Below are 15,611 nucleotides of genomic sequence, written 5' to 3'. Positions count from 1 at the left end.
TGCTCGTGCCCCAGCTGGCGGCGATAACAGAATAGACGGTGTCCGTGCCCGCGCCCAACATGCGGCGGCGATCGAGCTGGCAGTGTCCTTGCCTGCGCCTCGGGAGTCGGTGGCGGTCGAGCTGGCGGTGTGCTTGCCTGTGCCTCGGGAGTCGGTGGCGGTCGAGTTGCCGGTGCCTGCGCCCCGACATTCGGCGGTCGAGCCAGCAGCGTTCGTGCCCGTGCCGCAGGAGTCGGCGCCGGTCGAGCTGGCAGTGTCCCTGCCCGTGCCCCAGCTGGCGGCGATGACAGGACTGGCGTCGGCCGTTACCGCGTCTGCGGCTGGCGGGTCCGTCACGCCGGAGTTGGCCGGTGGCTGGGTGCGGCGGCGATCAAAGCCGTCCCCGCCCACCAGCCTGATCAAGCGGACCGAGTGTGTTCGGAGACGTGTCCCGCTGTCGCGGGCGAACGCCAAGCTATCGCCTTTTCGATCGGGCCAGGTCCGGCCATCCGCAACTGCACTTAGGCTTAACGGCGGTCGGCACGTTTCAGCAGAACGTTTCCGCTTTACTCAATCGCGCCGCCAGGAAAACGTATCACAACCGGACCAGACTGAATCAGCGGGCGCGCGCGTCCTCGAAGAGACCGGCACCAAAATCTTCGAAAATTAATGGGCCCGGCGCACGCAATTCGGCGACTTCGTGCGCCAGCATCCTGCGACGCGGAGTTACGGGCGGGAATTGTTCGGCCATGTGATGCTGATGAAGGCGGGCCGTCGTTCGTGGGTCGGTTCCTTTATCGCGGGCACAGGACGCGAATGGGCGGTTGTCAGCTCCATAGAGTGACGTGGACCGACGGGCGGAAGTGGCCGACGTTGACGCCGGTGCCGCGCATCATGGCCTGGATCGCCCGCGGGGTGGAGGCGAAGCGGGCCAGTTCCTGGGCGGCCTGGGGGGCGCCTCGTTCGTTCAGGGTCAGGGCGTGCCAGCCGGCCTCCAGGAAGGTGTGGGGGCCGGCGACGCGGACGAGGTGGCCTTTGCGGACGTCCGGGGCTACGGCGAAAGTCAGCGCGGGGGCCAGGCCCTTGCCCCGCTTGGCTTCCTCCAGGGCGGCGGCGTTGCTCTGGTAGATCTGCTGCTTCTCGTCGGGGATGCCGAGGCGGCGCAGCAGGTCGGGGATCGCGCCGAGGTCGGTGGCGGCGGACGGGCCCAGCAGCCAGGTCTGGTCGCGCAGCTGGGCGGGGGAGGGGCGGACCGCGGCGAACGGGTGGTCGGGGCCGACGACGACCTCGATGCGGTAGTTAATGACCGGGCGGGACGTGAGCTCCGGGTCGACCACCGGTGGCAGCGGCCCGATCACCACGTCGACCGTGCGGCTGAGCAGCACGGCGGCGAACGACGCGGGGTCACGCACGCTCAGCTCGACGTCGAGGTCGTCGGCCCGGCCGGCGAACAGCTCGATCAGGCCGGGCGCGGCGTGCTCGGCGAACAGGCTGGACGACCCGACGCGCAGCAGGCGCCGCCCCTGCGACGCGCGGCTCACCTCGAGGACGGTGATGTCCTGCAGGCCCAGCATCTCGGTGGCCCGGCTGGCCAGGCGCAAACCCCCGGGCGTGAAGGCCAGACCGGAGGACGTACGGGAGAAAAGCTGGTCGCCCAGCTCGCGCCGCAACTGCCCGATGTGCAGCGAGACGGCGGCCTCCGAAACGGACAGCTGCGCCGCGGCCAGCTTGACCGACCCCAGCCGGACCACAGCGGAGTAGGCGCGCAGCTGCGCCGGCGTCATCACCGGCACCCACCACGACAAGCCATGATCCGCCCCCTCCGGCCGTGGTCCGCGTCTCACTTCGCAATCTATCGCGCCTCACCGTCCACAATGTCGATCATTCTGCCCGTCGCGACCGCACGTCTCCATCCCGTCATCCACAGCAACTTCCAAGCCACCGGCCGTCCCCTAGTCTGTTGCCGGACTCGCCACATTTGCCCGAATTCGCCACTGGTGGAGAAGCGCTCATCCGGCCGTACCCGTCAAGACCTTCGCCGCGATGGTCATGGTGATACGTCGCCGACCGGTAAGCGAAGGTCGTCGCGGACGCATCCTGCATTCTGCGGTGCCGCCGCCGTGAAGACCGAACCGTGGGGAACCAAGGGCGGCGGGTGAGGAGTGGAGCCTCACCCGCCGCCCTTTGACGTCAGCCGAGCGGAAGAGGCCAGCCGAGCGGAAGACGTCAACCGAGCGGAAAACGCCGTGCTCTAGCCCTCCAAGACATCGACGTCTTAATATCTATGAAATCTTTTCGCGTTCGTGCCGTTCCCCGAAGGGACACTCCATGCGCCGACGCCTTCCCGCTCTGGCGGCCGCCCTCCTGCTGGCCACCGTCATCCTCCAGCCCACGCTCCCGGCCGACGCGGCTGAACAGACACAAGCCGCGATCAGCCCCGACTACTGCCTCGGCGAATGCTCGGACATCCTCCCGCCGGGTCAGAACGGCGACGCCGACCTGCTGCAGATCCTCACCCACCAGGCCTTCGGCACGATGCCACCGCACGCCGACGACCAGCTCGCCCCGTACTCGAACCTGGTCCACAGCTACACCGGCCTGACCGGCCAGCAGATCAACACCTTCTTCAACGACAGCTCGTACGGTGTCAGGGCCACCGACGTCGCGACCACCATCTCCCCGCGCCCGGACGTCACGATCGTGCGCGACAAGAAGCTCGGCATTCCGCACATCACCGGCACCACCCGGGCCGGCACCATGTACGGGGCCGGGTACGCCGGCGCGCAGGACCGTCTTTTCCTCATGGACCTGCTGCGTCATGTGGCCCGTGGCAAGCTGACCCGTTCGCGGGTGGCGCGGCCGGCAACCGGGCCCTGGAGCAGAGCGTCTGGCGCAACTCCCCGTACACCGAGGCCGACCTGCAGGCCCAGATCGACACGTTGCGGACGCAGGGCGCCCGGGGTCAGCAGCTCTACGACGACGTGCAGTCGTACATCGCGGGCATCAACAAGTACATCGCCGACTGCATGGCCGCGCGGGACTGCCCCGGCGAGTACGTGCTGACCGGCCACCTGGACGCCATCACCAATGCCGGTGGTCCTGAGCAGTTCGTCATGACCGACCTCGTCGCGGTCGCCGGTGTCATCGGCGGTCTGTTCGGCGGGGGCGGCGGCGCCGAGATGCGGTCCGCGCTGGTCCGGATCGCGGCCCGGGCCAAGTACGGCACCACGGCCGGTGACCAGGTGTGGCAGCAGTTCCGGTCCCAGAACGACCCGGAGGCCGTGCTCACGCTGCACAACGGCCAGTCCTTCCCGTACGGCCAGGGGAGTCCCTCGGCGGCGGGCGTGGCCATGCCGGACGCCGGGACGACGACGCCCCAACCCCTCGTCTACGACAAGACGGGCTCGGCGGCGACGGGCGTGTCCGGCCGGAGCTCGATCGAGCTGAAGATGGACAGCAACGCCCACAAGGGCATGTCCAACGCCGCCGTCATCGGGGCCGCCCACTCGGCCACCGGGCATCCGGTCGCCGTCTTCGGCCCGCAGACCGGCTATTTCGCCCCGCAGCTGCTCATGCTCCAGGAGTTGCAGGGCCCGGGCATCTCCAGCCGCGGCATCGCCTTCGCCGGCCTCAACCTCTACACCCTGATCGGCCGCGGGCCCGATTACGCATGGAGCGCCACCTCCAGCATCCAGGACATCACCGACACGTACGCCGTGACGTTGTGCAACCCGAGCGGCGGCCCACCCACGGTCGCCTCGACGCACTACCTGTTCCACGGCCGGTGCCTGCCGATGGAGGCCCTTTCGCAGTCCAACGCCTGGAACCCCACCACGGCCGACTCCACCCCGGCCGGCTCGTACCGCCTGACCTCGCTGCGCACCAACTACGGCCTGGTTCAATGGCGCGGCCTGGTCGGCGGCGTGCCCACCGCGTTCACCGGCCTGCGCTCCACGTACCGGCACGAGGCCGACTCGGCGGTCGGGTTCCAGATGTTCAACGAGCCGGCCCAGATGAGCACGCCGGCCGCGTTCACCAACTCCGCGGCGCAGATCGTGTTCGCGTTCAACTGGTTCTACGTCAACAGCAAGGACATCGCGTACGTCACCTCGGGCGCCGAGCCCGTACGCCCGGCCGGCGCCGACCCGAATCTGCCGACCAGGGCCGAGCCCGCCTATGAATGGGCGGGCTGGGACCCGGCGGCGAACACGGCCACCTACCGCCCGACCTCGGCTCATCCGCAGGCGGTGAACCAGGACTACTTCGTCAGCTGGAACAACAAGCAGGCGGCGGGCTACTCGGCGGCCGACGGCAACTTCAGCTTCAGCGCCGTCCACCGGGCCGACCTGCTCGACCGGCCGATCAAGGCGGGCGTCGCGGCCGGGCAGAAGTACGACCGGGCCGGCCTGCTCAAGGTGGTCGAGTCGGCCGCCACCACCGACCTGCGCGGGGCGGAGGTGCTCGACGACCTGCTGCGCGTCATCGACACCGCCCCGGTGACCGACTCCGCCCAGGCGGCCGCGATCGCCAAGCTGCGCGCGTGGCGGGCCGCCGGTTCGCACCGCGAGCAGACCGCGGCCGGCAGCAAGGTCTACCGCGACGCCGACGCCATCCGGATCCTCGACGCGTGGTGGCCCAAGCTGGTCGTCGCGCAGTTCTCCTCCGGGCTCGGCGACGGCCTGTTCGAGGCCTTGGTGGACACGTTGCAGATCAACGAGTCGCCGTCCGGCGGGCAGACCGGGCCCGTCTCCGACCTGCCCAGCTCGGCCAACGAGGCCCAGGCGCACAAGGGATCGTCCTTCCAGTACGGCTGGTGGGGCTGGGTCTCGAAGGACCTGCGGGCCACGCTCGGCGACAGCGTGCCGAACTGGTCGCGGTCGTACTGCGGTGGTGGCGCCGTGGCCGCCTGCCGGACCGCGCTGCTGACCAGCCTCACGGCCGCGCTGGTCGAGCCGGCCGCGACCACCTACCCGGGCGACGAGCACTGCGCGGCGGGCGATCAGTGGTGCGCCGACGCGATCCTGCACTCGCCGCTCGGCGGCATCAACCACGACCTCATCCCGTGGCAGAACCGGCCGACGTACCAGCAGGTGGTGTCGTTCCCCGCGGCCAGCGGCGACGACGTCAGCAACCTGGCCGCGGGCAGGCCGGTCACCGCCTCCAGCACCCAGTTGGGCAATCCGGCGGCCAACGCGGTCGACGGCAACCCGTCCACCCGCTGGGCGAGTTCCTGGTCGGACAACCAATGGCTGCGGGTCGACCTCGGATCCGTACGCCCGGTGGCCCGCGCCGTCGTCGATTGGGAGAGCGCCTACGCCACCGCGTACCGCCTGGAGACCTCGACCGACGGCACCACCTGGACCCAGGCCGCCGCCGTGACCGGAGGGAACGGCGGCACCGACGTCGTCGCCTTCCCCACCACCAGCGCGCGCTACCTGCGGCTGGTCGGTCAGACCCGCGCGACGAGCTACGGCATTTCGGTCTACGAGCTACAGCTGTACGCGTACTGAAGCGCCGTTCACCCCGCGATGACCGACTGCAGCCAGCGGTAAGAGTCGCGGGGTGTCCGCTTCTGGGTGGGGAAATCGACGTGCACGAGCCCGAACCGCTGTGAATAACCCTCGGCCCACTCGAAGTTGTCCAGCAGCGACCAGACGAAGTAGCCGCGCACGTCCACGCCGGCGTCGATGGCCGCGCGCACCGCGCCCAGATGCGCCTGGAGATAGTCGACCCGGAACTGGTCGGCCACGCCCTCCTCGGCCGAGCAGCCGTTCTCGGTGATGTAGACCGGGGGCAGCGCTTCGCCGTACGTGTCGCGCAGCCCCGTGAGCAGCTCGGTCAGCCCGGCCGGCACCACCGGCCAGCCGAACGCGGTCGTCGGGTAGCCCTCGATCGGCCGCATCTCGAACGGCAGCTCGCCGCCGTCGCCCGCCGCGCCCACCAGCGTCGGGTTGTAGTAGTTGATGCCCAGCGCGTCGACCGGCGTACGGATGATGTCCAGATCGCCGTCCCGGATGACCGGCTCGAGCCCCGGCAGCAGGAAATCCGGATAGGCCCCCAGCAGCACCGGATCGTTGAACAGCCGGTTGTGGAAACCGTCGTACACCTTGGCCGCGGCCTCGCCGTCACTCGCCGCCCACACCGGCGTGCAGTTGTTGGTTATCCACACCTCTTGCGCGCCGGCCGCCTTCAGGGCCCGTACCGCCAGGCCGTGCCCCAGCAGTTGGTGATGCGCCACCGGCAGTGCCCCGAGCCCCAGCGTGCGCCCCGGCGCGTGCGAACCCCACGCGTAGCCCTGCGCCATGTGCACGACGGGCTCGTTGAGTGTGATGAACCGGCGGACCCGGTCGCCGAGCCGGGCCGCCACGTGCCCCGCGTACTCCGCGAAGCGCTCCGCCGTCGCCCGGCTGAGCCAGCCGCCGTCGTCCTCCAGCGCCTGCGGCAGATCCCAGTGGAACAGCGTCGGCACCGGCTCGATCCCGCGCGCGAGCAGCCCGTCGACCAGCCGGTCGTAGAAGTCGAGCCCGGCCTGGTTCACCGCCCCCGACCCGGCCGGCTGCACCCGCGGCCAGGCGATCGAGAAGCGGTAGGCGCCCACGCCCAGATCGGCCAGCAGCGCCACATCCTCGGGCCACCGGTGGTAGTGGTCGCACGCCACGTCACCGGTGTCGCCGTCCTTCGTGCGCCCCGGCGTGTGCGAGAACGTGTCCCAGATGGAGGGCCCGCGCCCGTCCTCGGTCGCCGCGCCCTCGATCTGGTAGGACGCCGTGGACACACCGAACAGGAAGCCCGTCATCCGATCAACCTACTCTTCGCTCCGCTGTCCTTGGAGCACTCGGAGCGAGTCGAGGGCGACCGCGGTGAGAACGCCGCGGCCGACACCGGCGCGGCCGAGCAACTCCATTCCCCGGGTGACAGCGACGAAGTAGACCGCGAGCGATTGCACATTCGCGTCCTCCGGGAGATCCCCGTTCTCCCGCGCGTGTTCCAGGCATTGCGCATAGACCCCGGCGAGCTCTTCGATGCCGGCTTTCGTGGCCGTCGAAAGCTGATCCTGATCGCCGGTCGATTCGACCAGCGCCCGCGTGGCGAGCGAGACCCGGCGGTCGCTGCTGCTGAACTCGATCGCCATGCTGAGCATGTGACCGCGAATGCGTTCCAGTGGCGAAGCGTCATCGTGTCCGAGCGACTCCGAAACGGCGCGCGTCGCCTCTTCCCGGTCCTCGGAGAGCGCCCGCAGAAACAATTCCCGCTTCCCGCCGAACGCGTTGTACAAGCTCTGCTTGCCCAGACCGGTCGCCCGCACGAGGTCGTCCAGGGTCGCGGCGGCGAGACCGTGCACGGCGAACACCTCGCTGGCGCTGCTGACGACGTCACTCTCGACGAACTTGCGGGGCCGCGGCATGTGAGCAAGCCTACGTTATTGACCAGATGGTCAAAAACTTGCTAGCTTGGGGCGGACGGCCCACCGAGCAGGGAAGAGTTGACGTGCGAAGTAACGAAGAGATTGTTCGCGAGGCGTACCGGTTGGCCGAAGGCGAGGTCCTCGACGGAGAGGGCTTTCGCGCCTTGTTCACCGATGACGGAACGTTCAACGACATGCCCAATGCGCTGACCTTCCGCGGTGACCAGATCCCGCAGGCATTGTCGGGCTTGGCGAGCGTTTTCCCCGACATCCACCGTGAGCTGCTCGAAGTGCACGCGATCGGCGATGTCGTCGCCGTCGAACTGCGCATTCAGGGAACGCATCGGGGCGGCTACCCGACCCCGATCGGCGTCATCCCGCCCACCGGTAACCGGATCGACGTGCCGACGGCGGATCTCTGGTATCTCCGCGACGGGAAAATCGAGAGGTTCAACTGCTACAACGCGGCCAATGTGCTGCTCGCCCAGATCGGGGCCGCCCCCGACTTCAGGTCGGCCGTCGAGGCCGCCGCCTGACCACTGGATCATGATGGAGGGGATGACCCGCCTCCACGCCGCCGCCTCGGCCCTCGCAGTGACCGCCGGCGCCCTCACGATGCTGCTCTCGCTCGCCGCCGCCCCCGGCTCCTGGCTGACCGGTTACGTCAGCGAGGCCGGCACGGCCACCATGCCGTACGCCATCCCGTACCGCGCCGGCCTGGTCCTCCTGGCCGCCGGAGTGGCCCTGCTGGGCGCCGCCCTGCGCCTCCCGCTGACCTCCCCGGCCCTCTTCGCGGCCGCCGGCCTGGCCGCCGTCTCCGGCCTCGTCCCGTGCAGCAACCAGTGCCCCCTGCCGCCCTACGAACCCACCACTCTCGCCGACGTCGTCCACGCCGGCGCCACCATCCTCGGCATGCTCACCCTGGCCCTGGCCATGACAAGCGTGTGGTACGCCGCCACGCGCCCGTCCGCCGATCCGCCATCCCGCGAGCAGACCCGGTCGACCGCCCCCTCGGGTCCCCCAGCCACCCGTGACGCCCAAGCGGTGGCGCGCTGGTGGCGCTTCGTCGCGCGCCGTGTCTTATCGACGGCGTCCGTACGTCGCCTCGCCGCCCGCGGTGTCGCCCGGCCCGTTCCGCTTCGGCGTCTGTCGGCCGCCGCCGTCCTGCTGACCGTCCCGCTGGGCGCCGCCCTGGGCCTGACGATGCTGATCACCGGCCGGGGCCCGCTGGGCGCCGCGCTGGAACGCCTTCTGCTCGCCGAGTCCGTCCTCTGGCTCGTATCCACCGCGGTAGTGCTCGCCCTTCCCGCCCACGCCCCACCGACCCCGGCCGGCCACCTCTCTGCCGAAGCCCGCGAACACAGCTGATCCCGCCCCGTCCGCAGCCGAAATCGTCCCCGGACGGTTTTGTCCCTGGCCTGATTTGTCCCCGGGCGGTTTTGCTCCTGGCCGGGTTTGTCCCCGGACGGTTTCGTCCCCAGCCCGATTCGTCCCCGGACGGTTTCGTCCCTAGCCCGATTCGTCCCCGGACGGTTTCGTCACCAGCCCGATTTATCCCCGGGCGCGTTGTCCACAGCCGAGTTTGTCGGTTTCTGAGGCCGGCGAGCGGCTCGATTTGTCCGGGTGACGCGGCGCGCTTAGTGAGAGAGCGGCGCGGGCTTGGACGCGGCCCGCTCGCTGACCGGGCACAAAGACACGCCCGGTGATGGCGGGGCCATCACCGGGCGTACCCCCGATGGGTGAAAAGTCACTTGGTGGTGCTGCTCGGCTTGGCGGGGGTGTTGGACGTCTTTCCGCCGTCGGGCCTGATGGCGAACCACTTGCCGTTGAGGCCCTGGCCGTTGAGGTCGCCGGGCTTGGCGTCGGCGACGAAGTAGTAGACGGGCCAGCCGTTGATCGTGACCTGGCAGTGGCCGTCGGCGCGCTCGACGTAGCCGATGATCTTCGGGTCGATGCCGTCGGGGAAGATCTTGCCGGGGGACTTGATCAGCAGGGGCGGCCAGGCGGTGGCGCAGTCGCCGTTGCAGTTGGACTTCGGCGGCTTGTTCGTGTCGTTGTCGAAGCGGTAGAGGGTGCGGCCGGCGCCGTCGGTCACGAAGGTGCCGATCTCGTCGGACTCGGTGGCGTTCAGCTCGACCGTCTTGCTACCGGCGGTGCGCGACTTCGGCGGCGTGATGTCCTGCTGGGACGGGCCGCTGAAGATCTTGACCCACTTCTGGGTCTTGGCCACGGTCGGGGCGGGCGCGGGAGCCTGCTGCTGCTCCTCGGCGGCCTGGTTCTCCTCGGCGGGCTGGTTCTGCTCGGCGGGCTGGTTCTGCTCGGCCGGGTCTTCCTCGGCGGGAGCGGAGGTGGAAGGCGCGACACCCTCGGGCTGCTCGTCGGCCTGTGGGAGGCCCGCGCCGGGGATGTCGGCCTGCTGCGGGTCCGGTCCCTGCGGGTTCAGCGGCGCCGCCGACCCCTGCACCGCCACCGGCACCGCGTCCGCCGCCGCGGCCGGGGCCGCCTTGTCGGCCTGGTTGCCACAGGCCGCCACGCTCGCCAGCCCGGCGATCATGGCGGCGACGTAGATCGTCCTGCTCCGCTTCATCATGGCCGTCTCCCGTTTCCGCAGACATTCGGTGACCTGAATGCCCTCCACACGTCACCCCCTCGGGGAGCGGTTCAACGGGTTGTGCCACTTTCCCGAAAATCTTGATCCGGGTAGGCCGATGCGGACGTACTCCTGGTAGCCGCGGCACAGTACTTTCATCGATGTCGTCCTTCGACAACGACGCGTACGAGGCGGCGAGCGACTGTGCCGCGGGGAGAGAGACGGATGCCGTCCAGCAGATCCAGACCACACCGGGAGGTGGCCGATGAAGCTCTGGTCAGATCCTTGTTCCAGGAACACGGCCGGGCCATGCTCGCGTACGCCACGCAGCTGACCAGGGACCGCGCCGCCGCCGAGGACGTGGTCCAGGAGGCGCTCGTGCGGGCCTGGCGGCATCCGGACAGCCTGAACAACGGGAAGGGCTCGGTCCGTGGGTGGCTGCTCACGGTCGTACGGAACATCGTGCTGGACCAGATCCGGGCCCGGAACCGCCGTCCCCCCGAGGTGGGCGAAAGCCCGCCGGACGCCGCGGTCGAGGGTGACCACGCCGACCAGGTCGTGACCTCGATGGTCGTGGTGGACGCGCTGAGCAAGTTGTCCAACGAGCACCGTGAAGTGCTCGAGCAGGTCTATCTGCAGGGCAACACGGTGGCCGAGGCCGCGGAAGTGCTGGGCATCCCGCCGGGCACGGTCAAATCAAGATCTTTCTACGCGTTGCGGGCCCTGCGCGAGGTCGGCAAAGAACGGTTGGCATCATGACGGCGCCGGAGAGCGCGAACCCCCCGACCAACGACCACGTCGACCTGGCCGGCTATCTGATGGAAATGCTTTCGCCCGAGGAGAAGGCGGCGGCCGACGAGCACCTGGCGGGCTGCGACGAGTGCCGCGCGGAGATCGAGTCCCTGCGCGAGTGGTCGGCCCAGCTCGGCGAGATCCCCGAGGCGATGCTGCTGGACGGCCCGCCCGACGACGCCGACCTGCTGCTGCAGAGGACACTGCGGCAGGTACGCACGGAGTCCGCCGGCCGCCGGCATCGGCGCTGGGCGACCGTGACGTCGATCGCCGCGGCCGCGGTGCTGGTGGCCGTGGGCGGTGGGCTCGTCGTGGGCCGGCAGACCGCGCCCGAACCGGCGCCGGCCGCGCAGGCGACGGCCTCGGTGGCGGCCGGCGCGCGTACGGGCTCGGGCACGGACTCCGCGACCGGGGCCCGGATGGAGACCACGGTGATCCCGGCCGCCGGCTGGGTGCGGGTCAGCGCGACCGTCGCCGGCATCCCGGCCGGTGAGAAGTGCGTGCTGGAGGTGGTCGGTAAGGACGGCACGCCCGCGGTCGCGGGCAGCTGGCTCGTCTCGCCCGCCGGCGAGACCGGCGGGACAACCCTCAGCGGGAGCGCGCTGATCGATCCGGCCGACGTCGCGTCCGTACGCGTCGTGAACACCACCGGAAAGCAGTTCGTGACCGTCCCGGTTTAGCGCGGACCCAGCGTGATCATCGCTTCGGCCAGGGTGTCGGTCGCGTCGAAGATGTCGACCGGGTTGTGCTGGAGTGGGCCGCCCGGCTCGGTGAGCCGGGCGGTCTCGGCCCCGCCGGCGTAGAACGGCGCGAAGCCCATGTCCCGGATGAGCAGGGTGGTCGCCTTGCGCGCGTCCGTGTGGTCGGTGCAGACGAACTCGGCCAGCAGCGGGTCGTGGCCGCGCCGGTAACTGAGGGCCGACACGGGCAGCGTGTTGAGCGCCTTGGCCCAGTGGGCCTCGGGCGCCCACGCCATGAGCTGCTCGAAGCCGCTCGGCATGCCGTCCAGCGGCCCGGTCGGGTTCGTGGCGTCGATGACGATCTTGCCGGCGAGCGAGCCGCCGGCCAGGTCGATCGCCTCGTGCGACGTTTCCCAGTTGGGCGCGAACAGCACCACGTCCGCGAAGTCCACCGCTTCCGCGACCGGCATGGCCAGACCATGCCCGTGGAGGTGGTCGACCACGTCGCCCAGCCGCTCCGGATGCCGTGACGTGACCGCTACGTCGTGGCCGCTCTCCGCGCACCACTCGGCGAGCGTTGCGCCGAGCTGACCTGCCCCGATGACGCCGATGTGCATGCACTCAGGGTGCCTGCTCGCGGCCCCGGGCGAGTGGAGAACCGTCATTTTCGCCCGCGCGGCCGTCGGCTGTGGCAGGCAACCGGCGGCCTACGGGGTTGCGGCGGCTGGGCGGCTACGGCCCAGCGGCCAGCCGGCCCAGCGGCCAGCCGGCCCAGCGGCCAGCCGGCCCAGCGGCCAGCCGGCCCAGCGGCCAGCCGGCCCAGCGGCCAGCCGGCCCAGCGGCCGCCCTTCTCAGGGGCTGGCTTTCTCAGCGGTGCAGACGCCGGATCCCCACTCCGGCGGCGACGAGCGCGGGGACCGCCCAGGCCGGGTCGAGACGCGTGCGGAACGTCGGGGTCCAGCCGGCATCGGGGCTCAGATCCGGGTCGTACGCCTCGTTGTAGGCACCCACAAGATCGACAACCTGGGGCGTACGGCCGGAGACCTGCACCAGATTGCCGCGAGTGGTGATCCGCGTGCCCTTCCAGTACGCGATCACGTCGGCCGGCGGGACGTCGGCGCTCAGCCGGAAGTAGTTGTTCTCGGCGTAGATGCTCGACTCGACGCCCACCCCGAGCGAATAGATGTACTCGTCCTCGTCGGTGGCCACGTACAGGTTGTCGTACACGTCGACCTGGCCGAAACGGACCCGCGGGGCCCGCTGCCCGACATTGCCGAACCGGTTGTGGTGCACGGTGACGCGCAGCTTGCCGACGTCGACGCCGGGCGTGTCGGTCGAGCCGATCAGCATGGTCTTGTCGTGGTCGTAGTAGTCGTTCCACGAGACGGTGATCAGGTCGGAGCCGCGGATGAAGTCGGTCGCGCCGTCGTGCACCTGGTAGGGCCGGCCGAAGTACAGCGGCTGGTCGCGGTCGTGGTTGTTGCCGTCGCTGAACGTGTTGTGGTCGAGCCAGACGTTGGTGGCCCCGCTGAGCGAGACCAGGTCGTAGAGCGAGTTCCAGTTGCCGGCCGAGCCGTCGGTCGGATCCCACGCCGGGAAGCAGTCGGCGGCGTCGGTGACCTCCACGTTCCGGACGATCACGTTGCTCACGGTGGTCAGCACCAGGCTGCCGTGGTCGAGCCGGGCCCCGTTGATCCCGATGATGGTCGTGTTGCTGCCGACATTGATCTTGACCTGCTCGCCTTGGGCCTTGGCCGACCTGACCCGCGCATCCTCCAGCGGCCCCGACGGCTTGGCCGCGCGCCCCCAGACGGCGGGGTCGTAGGCGGCGAGGAAGGCGTCCAGGTCGTACGCCGGGTCGGCGAACTCGTCGCAGCTCTTGCCCTCACGCAGATCGATCCGCCCACTGACGAACACGATCTTCGGCGTCGCGTTCTGCCCGTTCGTGGCCGCATCCCCGCCGAGCGCGGCGATCAACTCGGCCCGGTTCCGCGCGACGGCGACATGCGCGTCGTCGGCGGCCGACCCACCCGTGGTGCCGGCCCCGGCCGCCGCCCAGCCGTCATCGGCGGCCAGAGTCTGCCGGCCCAGCCGGAGCGCGGAGCTCGGCACAGTCCCGCTGGCAGCCGCTTGCGCCGCGGCTTTTTGTCCCGCCGCTTGCGCGCCACCGCTGCTTCCCGCGACCGCTTGCGCCGCGCCGCTTCTCCCCGAGGCCGGTTGCGCTGCGCCGCTTTGTCCCGCGGCCGGTTGCGCTGCGCCGCTTTGTCCCGCGGTCTGCGCGGCGCCGTTGCTTCCCGCGGCCGCTTGCGCCGCGCCGCTTCGTCCCGCGGTCTGCGCGGCGCCGTTGCTTCCCGCAGCCGCTTGCGCCGCGCTGCTTCGTCCCGCGGTCTGCGCGGCCCCGCTGCTTCCCGCGGCCGCCTGGGCGGTGTCGTGCGTGGTGGTGGCGGTCGGTGGTGGGGCGCCGGCGGCGGTCGCGGGCGTGGCGGCGGTGAGGGTGGTGAGGAGGGCGAGGCCGGCGACGGCGGTGTGTCTGAGCATGGCAACTCCCGGGAAGCGGCCGGTGGGACCGCACTGAACTGCAGGAAAGCGCTTGCCCTGCGACGCTTCCACGGGTGCTGACGGGCGTCAATGGATGGAGCAACGCAGGTTATTTGCAGTCCGGGGACCAGCCGTCGGCGCCGCGCAGGAACGCGGCCGGGGTGTAGGCGGCGGCCTCGCTCCAGGTCAGCTGTGGACGGCCGGGGCCCTCCAGCGCACCCGGCCCGTAGTTGCGGAATTCGCCGAATCGGGCGTCCGCCCACGGCCAGGTGCCGAAATCGCTCCAGCCTGCCGGGCCGATGTGGGGGCCGATATACGAATCGCGGATGACGGTCTGGCCGATCGCGGCCGGGTCGTTGCTCGGATGCCACGGGCGGCCCAGGAAGACCGAGGCGGCCGGGGCGTCCGAGGTGAAGCGGCAGCGCGTGAAGAGGAACCCGTGCGGGTTGGTGATCGAGGTGCTGGGCGCGGTGACATAGCCGGCGGGGGTCGAGGCGCGGTCGAGTGAATGGATCCGGCAGCGCTCGAAGACCGCGGTGGCCCGGCCGAAGATGAAGTCGACGTCGCCCTCGACGTAGCAGTCCCGGAAGTAGGCGCGGGCGATCGTCGCGGCGTCGGAGCTGTTGACGTAGAGCGTGTCCTGGTTGCCGAGGAGACGTACGTCCCGGAACTCGACCCGATCGGCCCGGGTGAGCACCGCGACCGCCTGCCGGTTGGTGATCTCCGGGTGGGCCGCCTCGTCGAAGAGGTTGGCCAACGTCAGATTGCGCGCCTGGAAGCCGGCCCCGTCGATCGTGACCGAGGCGCTGCCGCTCGTCCCCCAGGTGCCGCCGTCCGGCTTGGGCGTCCCGTTGGCCCGGTCGTCCGCGATCACCACGTCCTGCGGCCGCCGGCCAAGGCCGACGAGCCGGATTCCCGGCTTGCTCGCCGGGATCACGACCTGCCCGTGATAGACCCCCGGCCGTACGGCGATGAGCACCTCCCCGGTCGCCGCCGCGTCGACCGCCCCCTGGACCGAGTCGAAGTCCCCGCTCCCGTCGGCCGCCACCACGAACCGCGCCTGGGGCGGCCCGGTGAGCGAGTCGCTCGAGAGCGGATCGTTCGACAGCGTGGTGACCGAGCCGTTCGGTCGAGGGGCGGCGAGGGCGCCGCTCGGGTCGATGGCCACCGCGGCGGCCGAGGTGGCCGTGATCGCGCCGGCGGATAGCCGAAGGAACGTTCGTCTGCGCATGGTGCACCTTCCAGATCGCCCGAGGTAAGGCCTTTCCTGGCGCACGCTAGGTAGTGAGATAGGCGAACGTCAATGAAAAACGACAATCCTGCAAACGATCGGGAGCGCTCCCGCGAGTCGCCGCAGATGGTGCCCATGATCTGCAACTGACCGCGCCCGGCCGGCGTGGAGAGCGGCTGGCTTGGAGGCTGCTAGCCGGGGAGGGGCGGCCCGGGGGGTCGGCTCGGAGGGTGGCTCAGCCCGGAAGGAGGCCACGCCTGCGTGGCGTGGGTGGGAGCGCGTGGGCGGCGGGGTGCGCGGCGTGGCGTGGGTGGAGCGCGTGGGCGGCGCGGGGTGTGGCGTGGGTGGGAGCGCGTGGGCGGCGGGGTGCGCGGCGTGGCGTGGGTGGAGCGGACG

At 70.5% G+C, this 15,611-nt stretch carries 11 protein-coding genes and 1 pseudogene; 5 read left to right on the top strand and 7 right to left on the bottom strand.

The features are described 5' to 3' along the window. Window positions 1-806: 806 nt before the first annotated feature. Window positions 807-1,763 carry a LysR family transcriptional regulator gene (locus tag AB0J66_RS43330; protein ID WP_364673472.1) on the bottom strand — a complete coding sequence of 319 codons (957 nt, stop codon included), beginning with the start codon at window positions 1,761-1,763 and terminating at the stop codon, window positions 807-809. Between the two features lie 544 nt (window positions 1,764-2,307). Between AB0J66_RS43330 and AB0J66_RS43325 the strand changes: the two are divergent. Beyond that, window positions 2,308-5,489, top strand: a pseudogene (locus AB0J66_RS43325) (penicillin acylase family protein). A gap of 8 nt (window positions 5,490-5,497) precedes the next feature. On the opposite strand, the gene AB0J66_RS43320 reads toward AB0J66_RS43325, so the two are convergent. After that, window positions 5,498-6,775, bottom strand: a complete 1,278-nt coding sequence (locus AB0J66_RS43320) for a GH1 family beta-glucosidase (RefSeq protein WP_364673470.1) — start codon at window positions 6,773-6,775, stop codon at window positions 5,498-5,500. Between the two features lie 9 nt (window positions 6,776-6,784). Beyond that, window positions 6,785-7,384, bottom strand: a complete 600-nt coding sequence (locus tag AB0J66_RS43315) for a TetR/AcrR family transcriptional regulator (protein WP_364673468.1) — start codon at window positions 7,382-7,384, stop codon at window positions 6,785-6,787. A gap of 26 nt (window positions 7,385-7,410) precedes the next feature. Between AB0J66_RS43315 and AB0J66_RS43310 the strand changes: the two genes are divergently transcribed. After that, window positions 7,411-7,920, top strand: coding sequence for a nuclear transport factor 2 family protein (locus AB0J66_RS43310; RefSeq protein ID WP_364673466.1), 510 nt, complete (start codon window positions 7,411-7,413; stop codon window positions 7,918-7,920). Between the two features lie 22 nt (window positions 7,921-7,942). Continuing rightward, window positions 7,943-8,752, top strand: a complete 810-nt coding sequence (locus AB0J66_RS43305; RefSeq protein ID WP_364673464.1) for a DUF998 domain-containing protein — start codon at window positions 7,943-7,945, stop codon at window positions 8,750-8,752. Between the two features lie 379 nt (window positions 8,753-9,131). Here AB0J66_RS43305 and AB0J66_RS43300 read toward each other — a convergent pair whose 3' ends face one another. Beyond that, window positions 9,132-9,974: a hypothetical protein gene (locus tag AB0J66_RS43300; RefSeq protein WP_364673463.1), complete on the bottom strand. Its 843-nt coding sequence runs from the start codon at window positions 9,972-9,974 to the stop codon at window positions 9,132-9,134. A 225-nt stretch (window positions 9,975-10,199) separates the two neighbouring features. On the opposite strand from AB0J66_RS43300, the gene AB0J66_RS43295 reads away from it, so the two are divergent. Together AB0J66_RS43295 and AB0J66_RS43290 are read left to right on the top strand one after the other, a co-directional pair. Then, the gene (locus AB0J66_RS43295) at window positions 10,200-10,733 is read left to right on the top strand and encodes a sigma-70 family RNA polymerase sigma factor (RefSeq protein ID WP_364673461.1); all 534 of its coding nucleotides are present in this window, start codon (window positions 10,200-10,202) and stop codon (window positions 10,731-10,733) included. Then, window positions 10,730-11,446 (top strand): zf-HC2 domain-containing protein, encoded by a 717-nt coding sequence (locus AB0J66_RS43290; protein ID WP_364673459.1) that lies wholly within the window; start codon window positions 10,730-10,732, stop codon window positions 11,444-11,446. Before AB0J66_RS43295 ends, AB0J66_RS43290 begins: the two co-directional genes overlap by 4 nt. Here AB0J66_RS43290 and AB0J66_RS43285 read toward each other — a convergent pair. From AB0J66_RS43285 to AB0J66_RS43275, 3 genes are all read right to left on the bottom strand, one after another. Further along, on the bottom strand, window positions 11,443-12,063 hold the full coding sequence (locus tag AB0J66_RS43285) for an NAD(P)-binding domain-containing protein (RefSeq protein WP_364673457.1): 621 nt from the start codon (window positions 12,061-12,063) through the stop codon (window positions 11,443-11,445). The genes AB0J66_RS43290 and AB0J66_RS43285 overlap by 4 nt on opposite strands. 250 nt (window positions 12,064-12,313) lie before the next feature. Further along, entirely contained in the window at window positions 12,314-13,984 is a 1,671-nt protein-coding gene (locus AB0J66_RS43280; RefSeq protein ID WP_364673455.1) for a polysaccharide lyase family 1 protein, read from the bottom strand. Between the two features lie 109 nt (window positions 13,985-14,093). After that, window positions 14,094-15,215, bottom strand: a complete 1,122-nt coding sequence (locus tag AB0J66_RS43275; protein ID WP_364673453.1) for a pectinesterase family protein — start codon at window positions 15,213-15,215, stop codon at window positions 14,094-14,096. Window positions 15,216-15,611: the final 396 nt, after the last annotated feature.

Origin of the sequence: Actinoplanes sp. NPDC049598 (genome assembly GCF_040675435.1) — a bacterium.
GTDB lineage: Bacteria > Actinomycetota > Actinomycetes > Mycobacteriales > Micromonosporaceae > Actinoplanes.
The sequence above is the reverse complement of the archived record's forward strand: the minus strand, read 5'-3'. Positions and strand labels throughout refer to the sequence as shown.

Bases quoted from the DNA above. Each gene is read 5' to 3' on its own strand.
- AB0J66_RS43330 (WP_364673472.1), bottom strand. From the start codon at position 1,763: ATGACGCCGGCGCAGCTGCGCGCCTACTCCGCTGTGGTCCGGCTGGGG.
- AB0J66_RS43320 (WP_364673470.1), bottom strand. From the start codon at position 6,775: ATGACGGGCTTCCTGTTCGGTGTGTCCACGGCGTCCTACCAGATCGAG.
- AB0J66_RS43315 (WP_364673468.1), bottom strand. From the start codon at position 7,384: ATGCCGCGGCCCCGCAAGTTCGTCGAGAGTGACGTCGTCAGCAGCGCC.
- AB0J66_RS43310 (WP_364673466.1), top strand. From the start codon at position 7,411: ATGGTCAAAAACTTGCTAGCTTGGGGCGGACGGCCCACCGAGCAGGGA.
- AB0J66_RS43305 (WP_364673464.1), top strand. From the start codon at position 7,943: ATGACCCGCCTCCACGCCGCCGCCTCGGCCCTCGCAGTGACCGCCGGC.
- AB0J66_RS43300 (WP_364673463.1), bottom strand. From the start codon at position 9,974: ATGATGAAGCGGAGCAGGACGATCTACGTCGCCGCCATGATCGCCGGG.
- AB0J66_RS43295 (WP_364673461.1), top strand. From the start codon at position 10,200: ATGCCGTCCAGCAGATCCAGACCACACCGGGAGGTGGCCGATGAAGCT.
- AB0J66_RS43290 (WP_364673459.1), top strand. From the start codon at position 10,730: ATGACGGCGCCGGAGAGCGCGAACCCCCCGACCAACGACCACGTCGAC.
- AB0J66_RS43285 (WP_364673457.1), bottom strand. From the start codon at position 12,063: ATGCACATCGGCGTCATCGGGGCAGGTCAGCTCGGCGCAACGCTCGCC.
- AB0J66_RS43280 (WP_364673455.1), bottom strand. From the start codon at position 13,984: ATGCTCAGACACACCGCCGTCGCCGGCCTCGCCCTCCTCACCACCCTC.
- AB0J66_RS43275 (WP_364673453.1), bottom strand. From the start codon at position 15,215: ATGCGCAGACGAACGTTCCTTCGGCTATCCGCCGGCGCGATCACGGCC.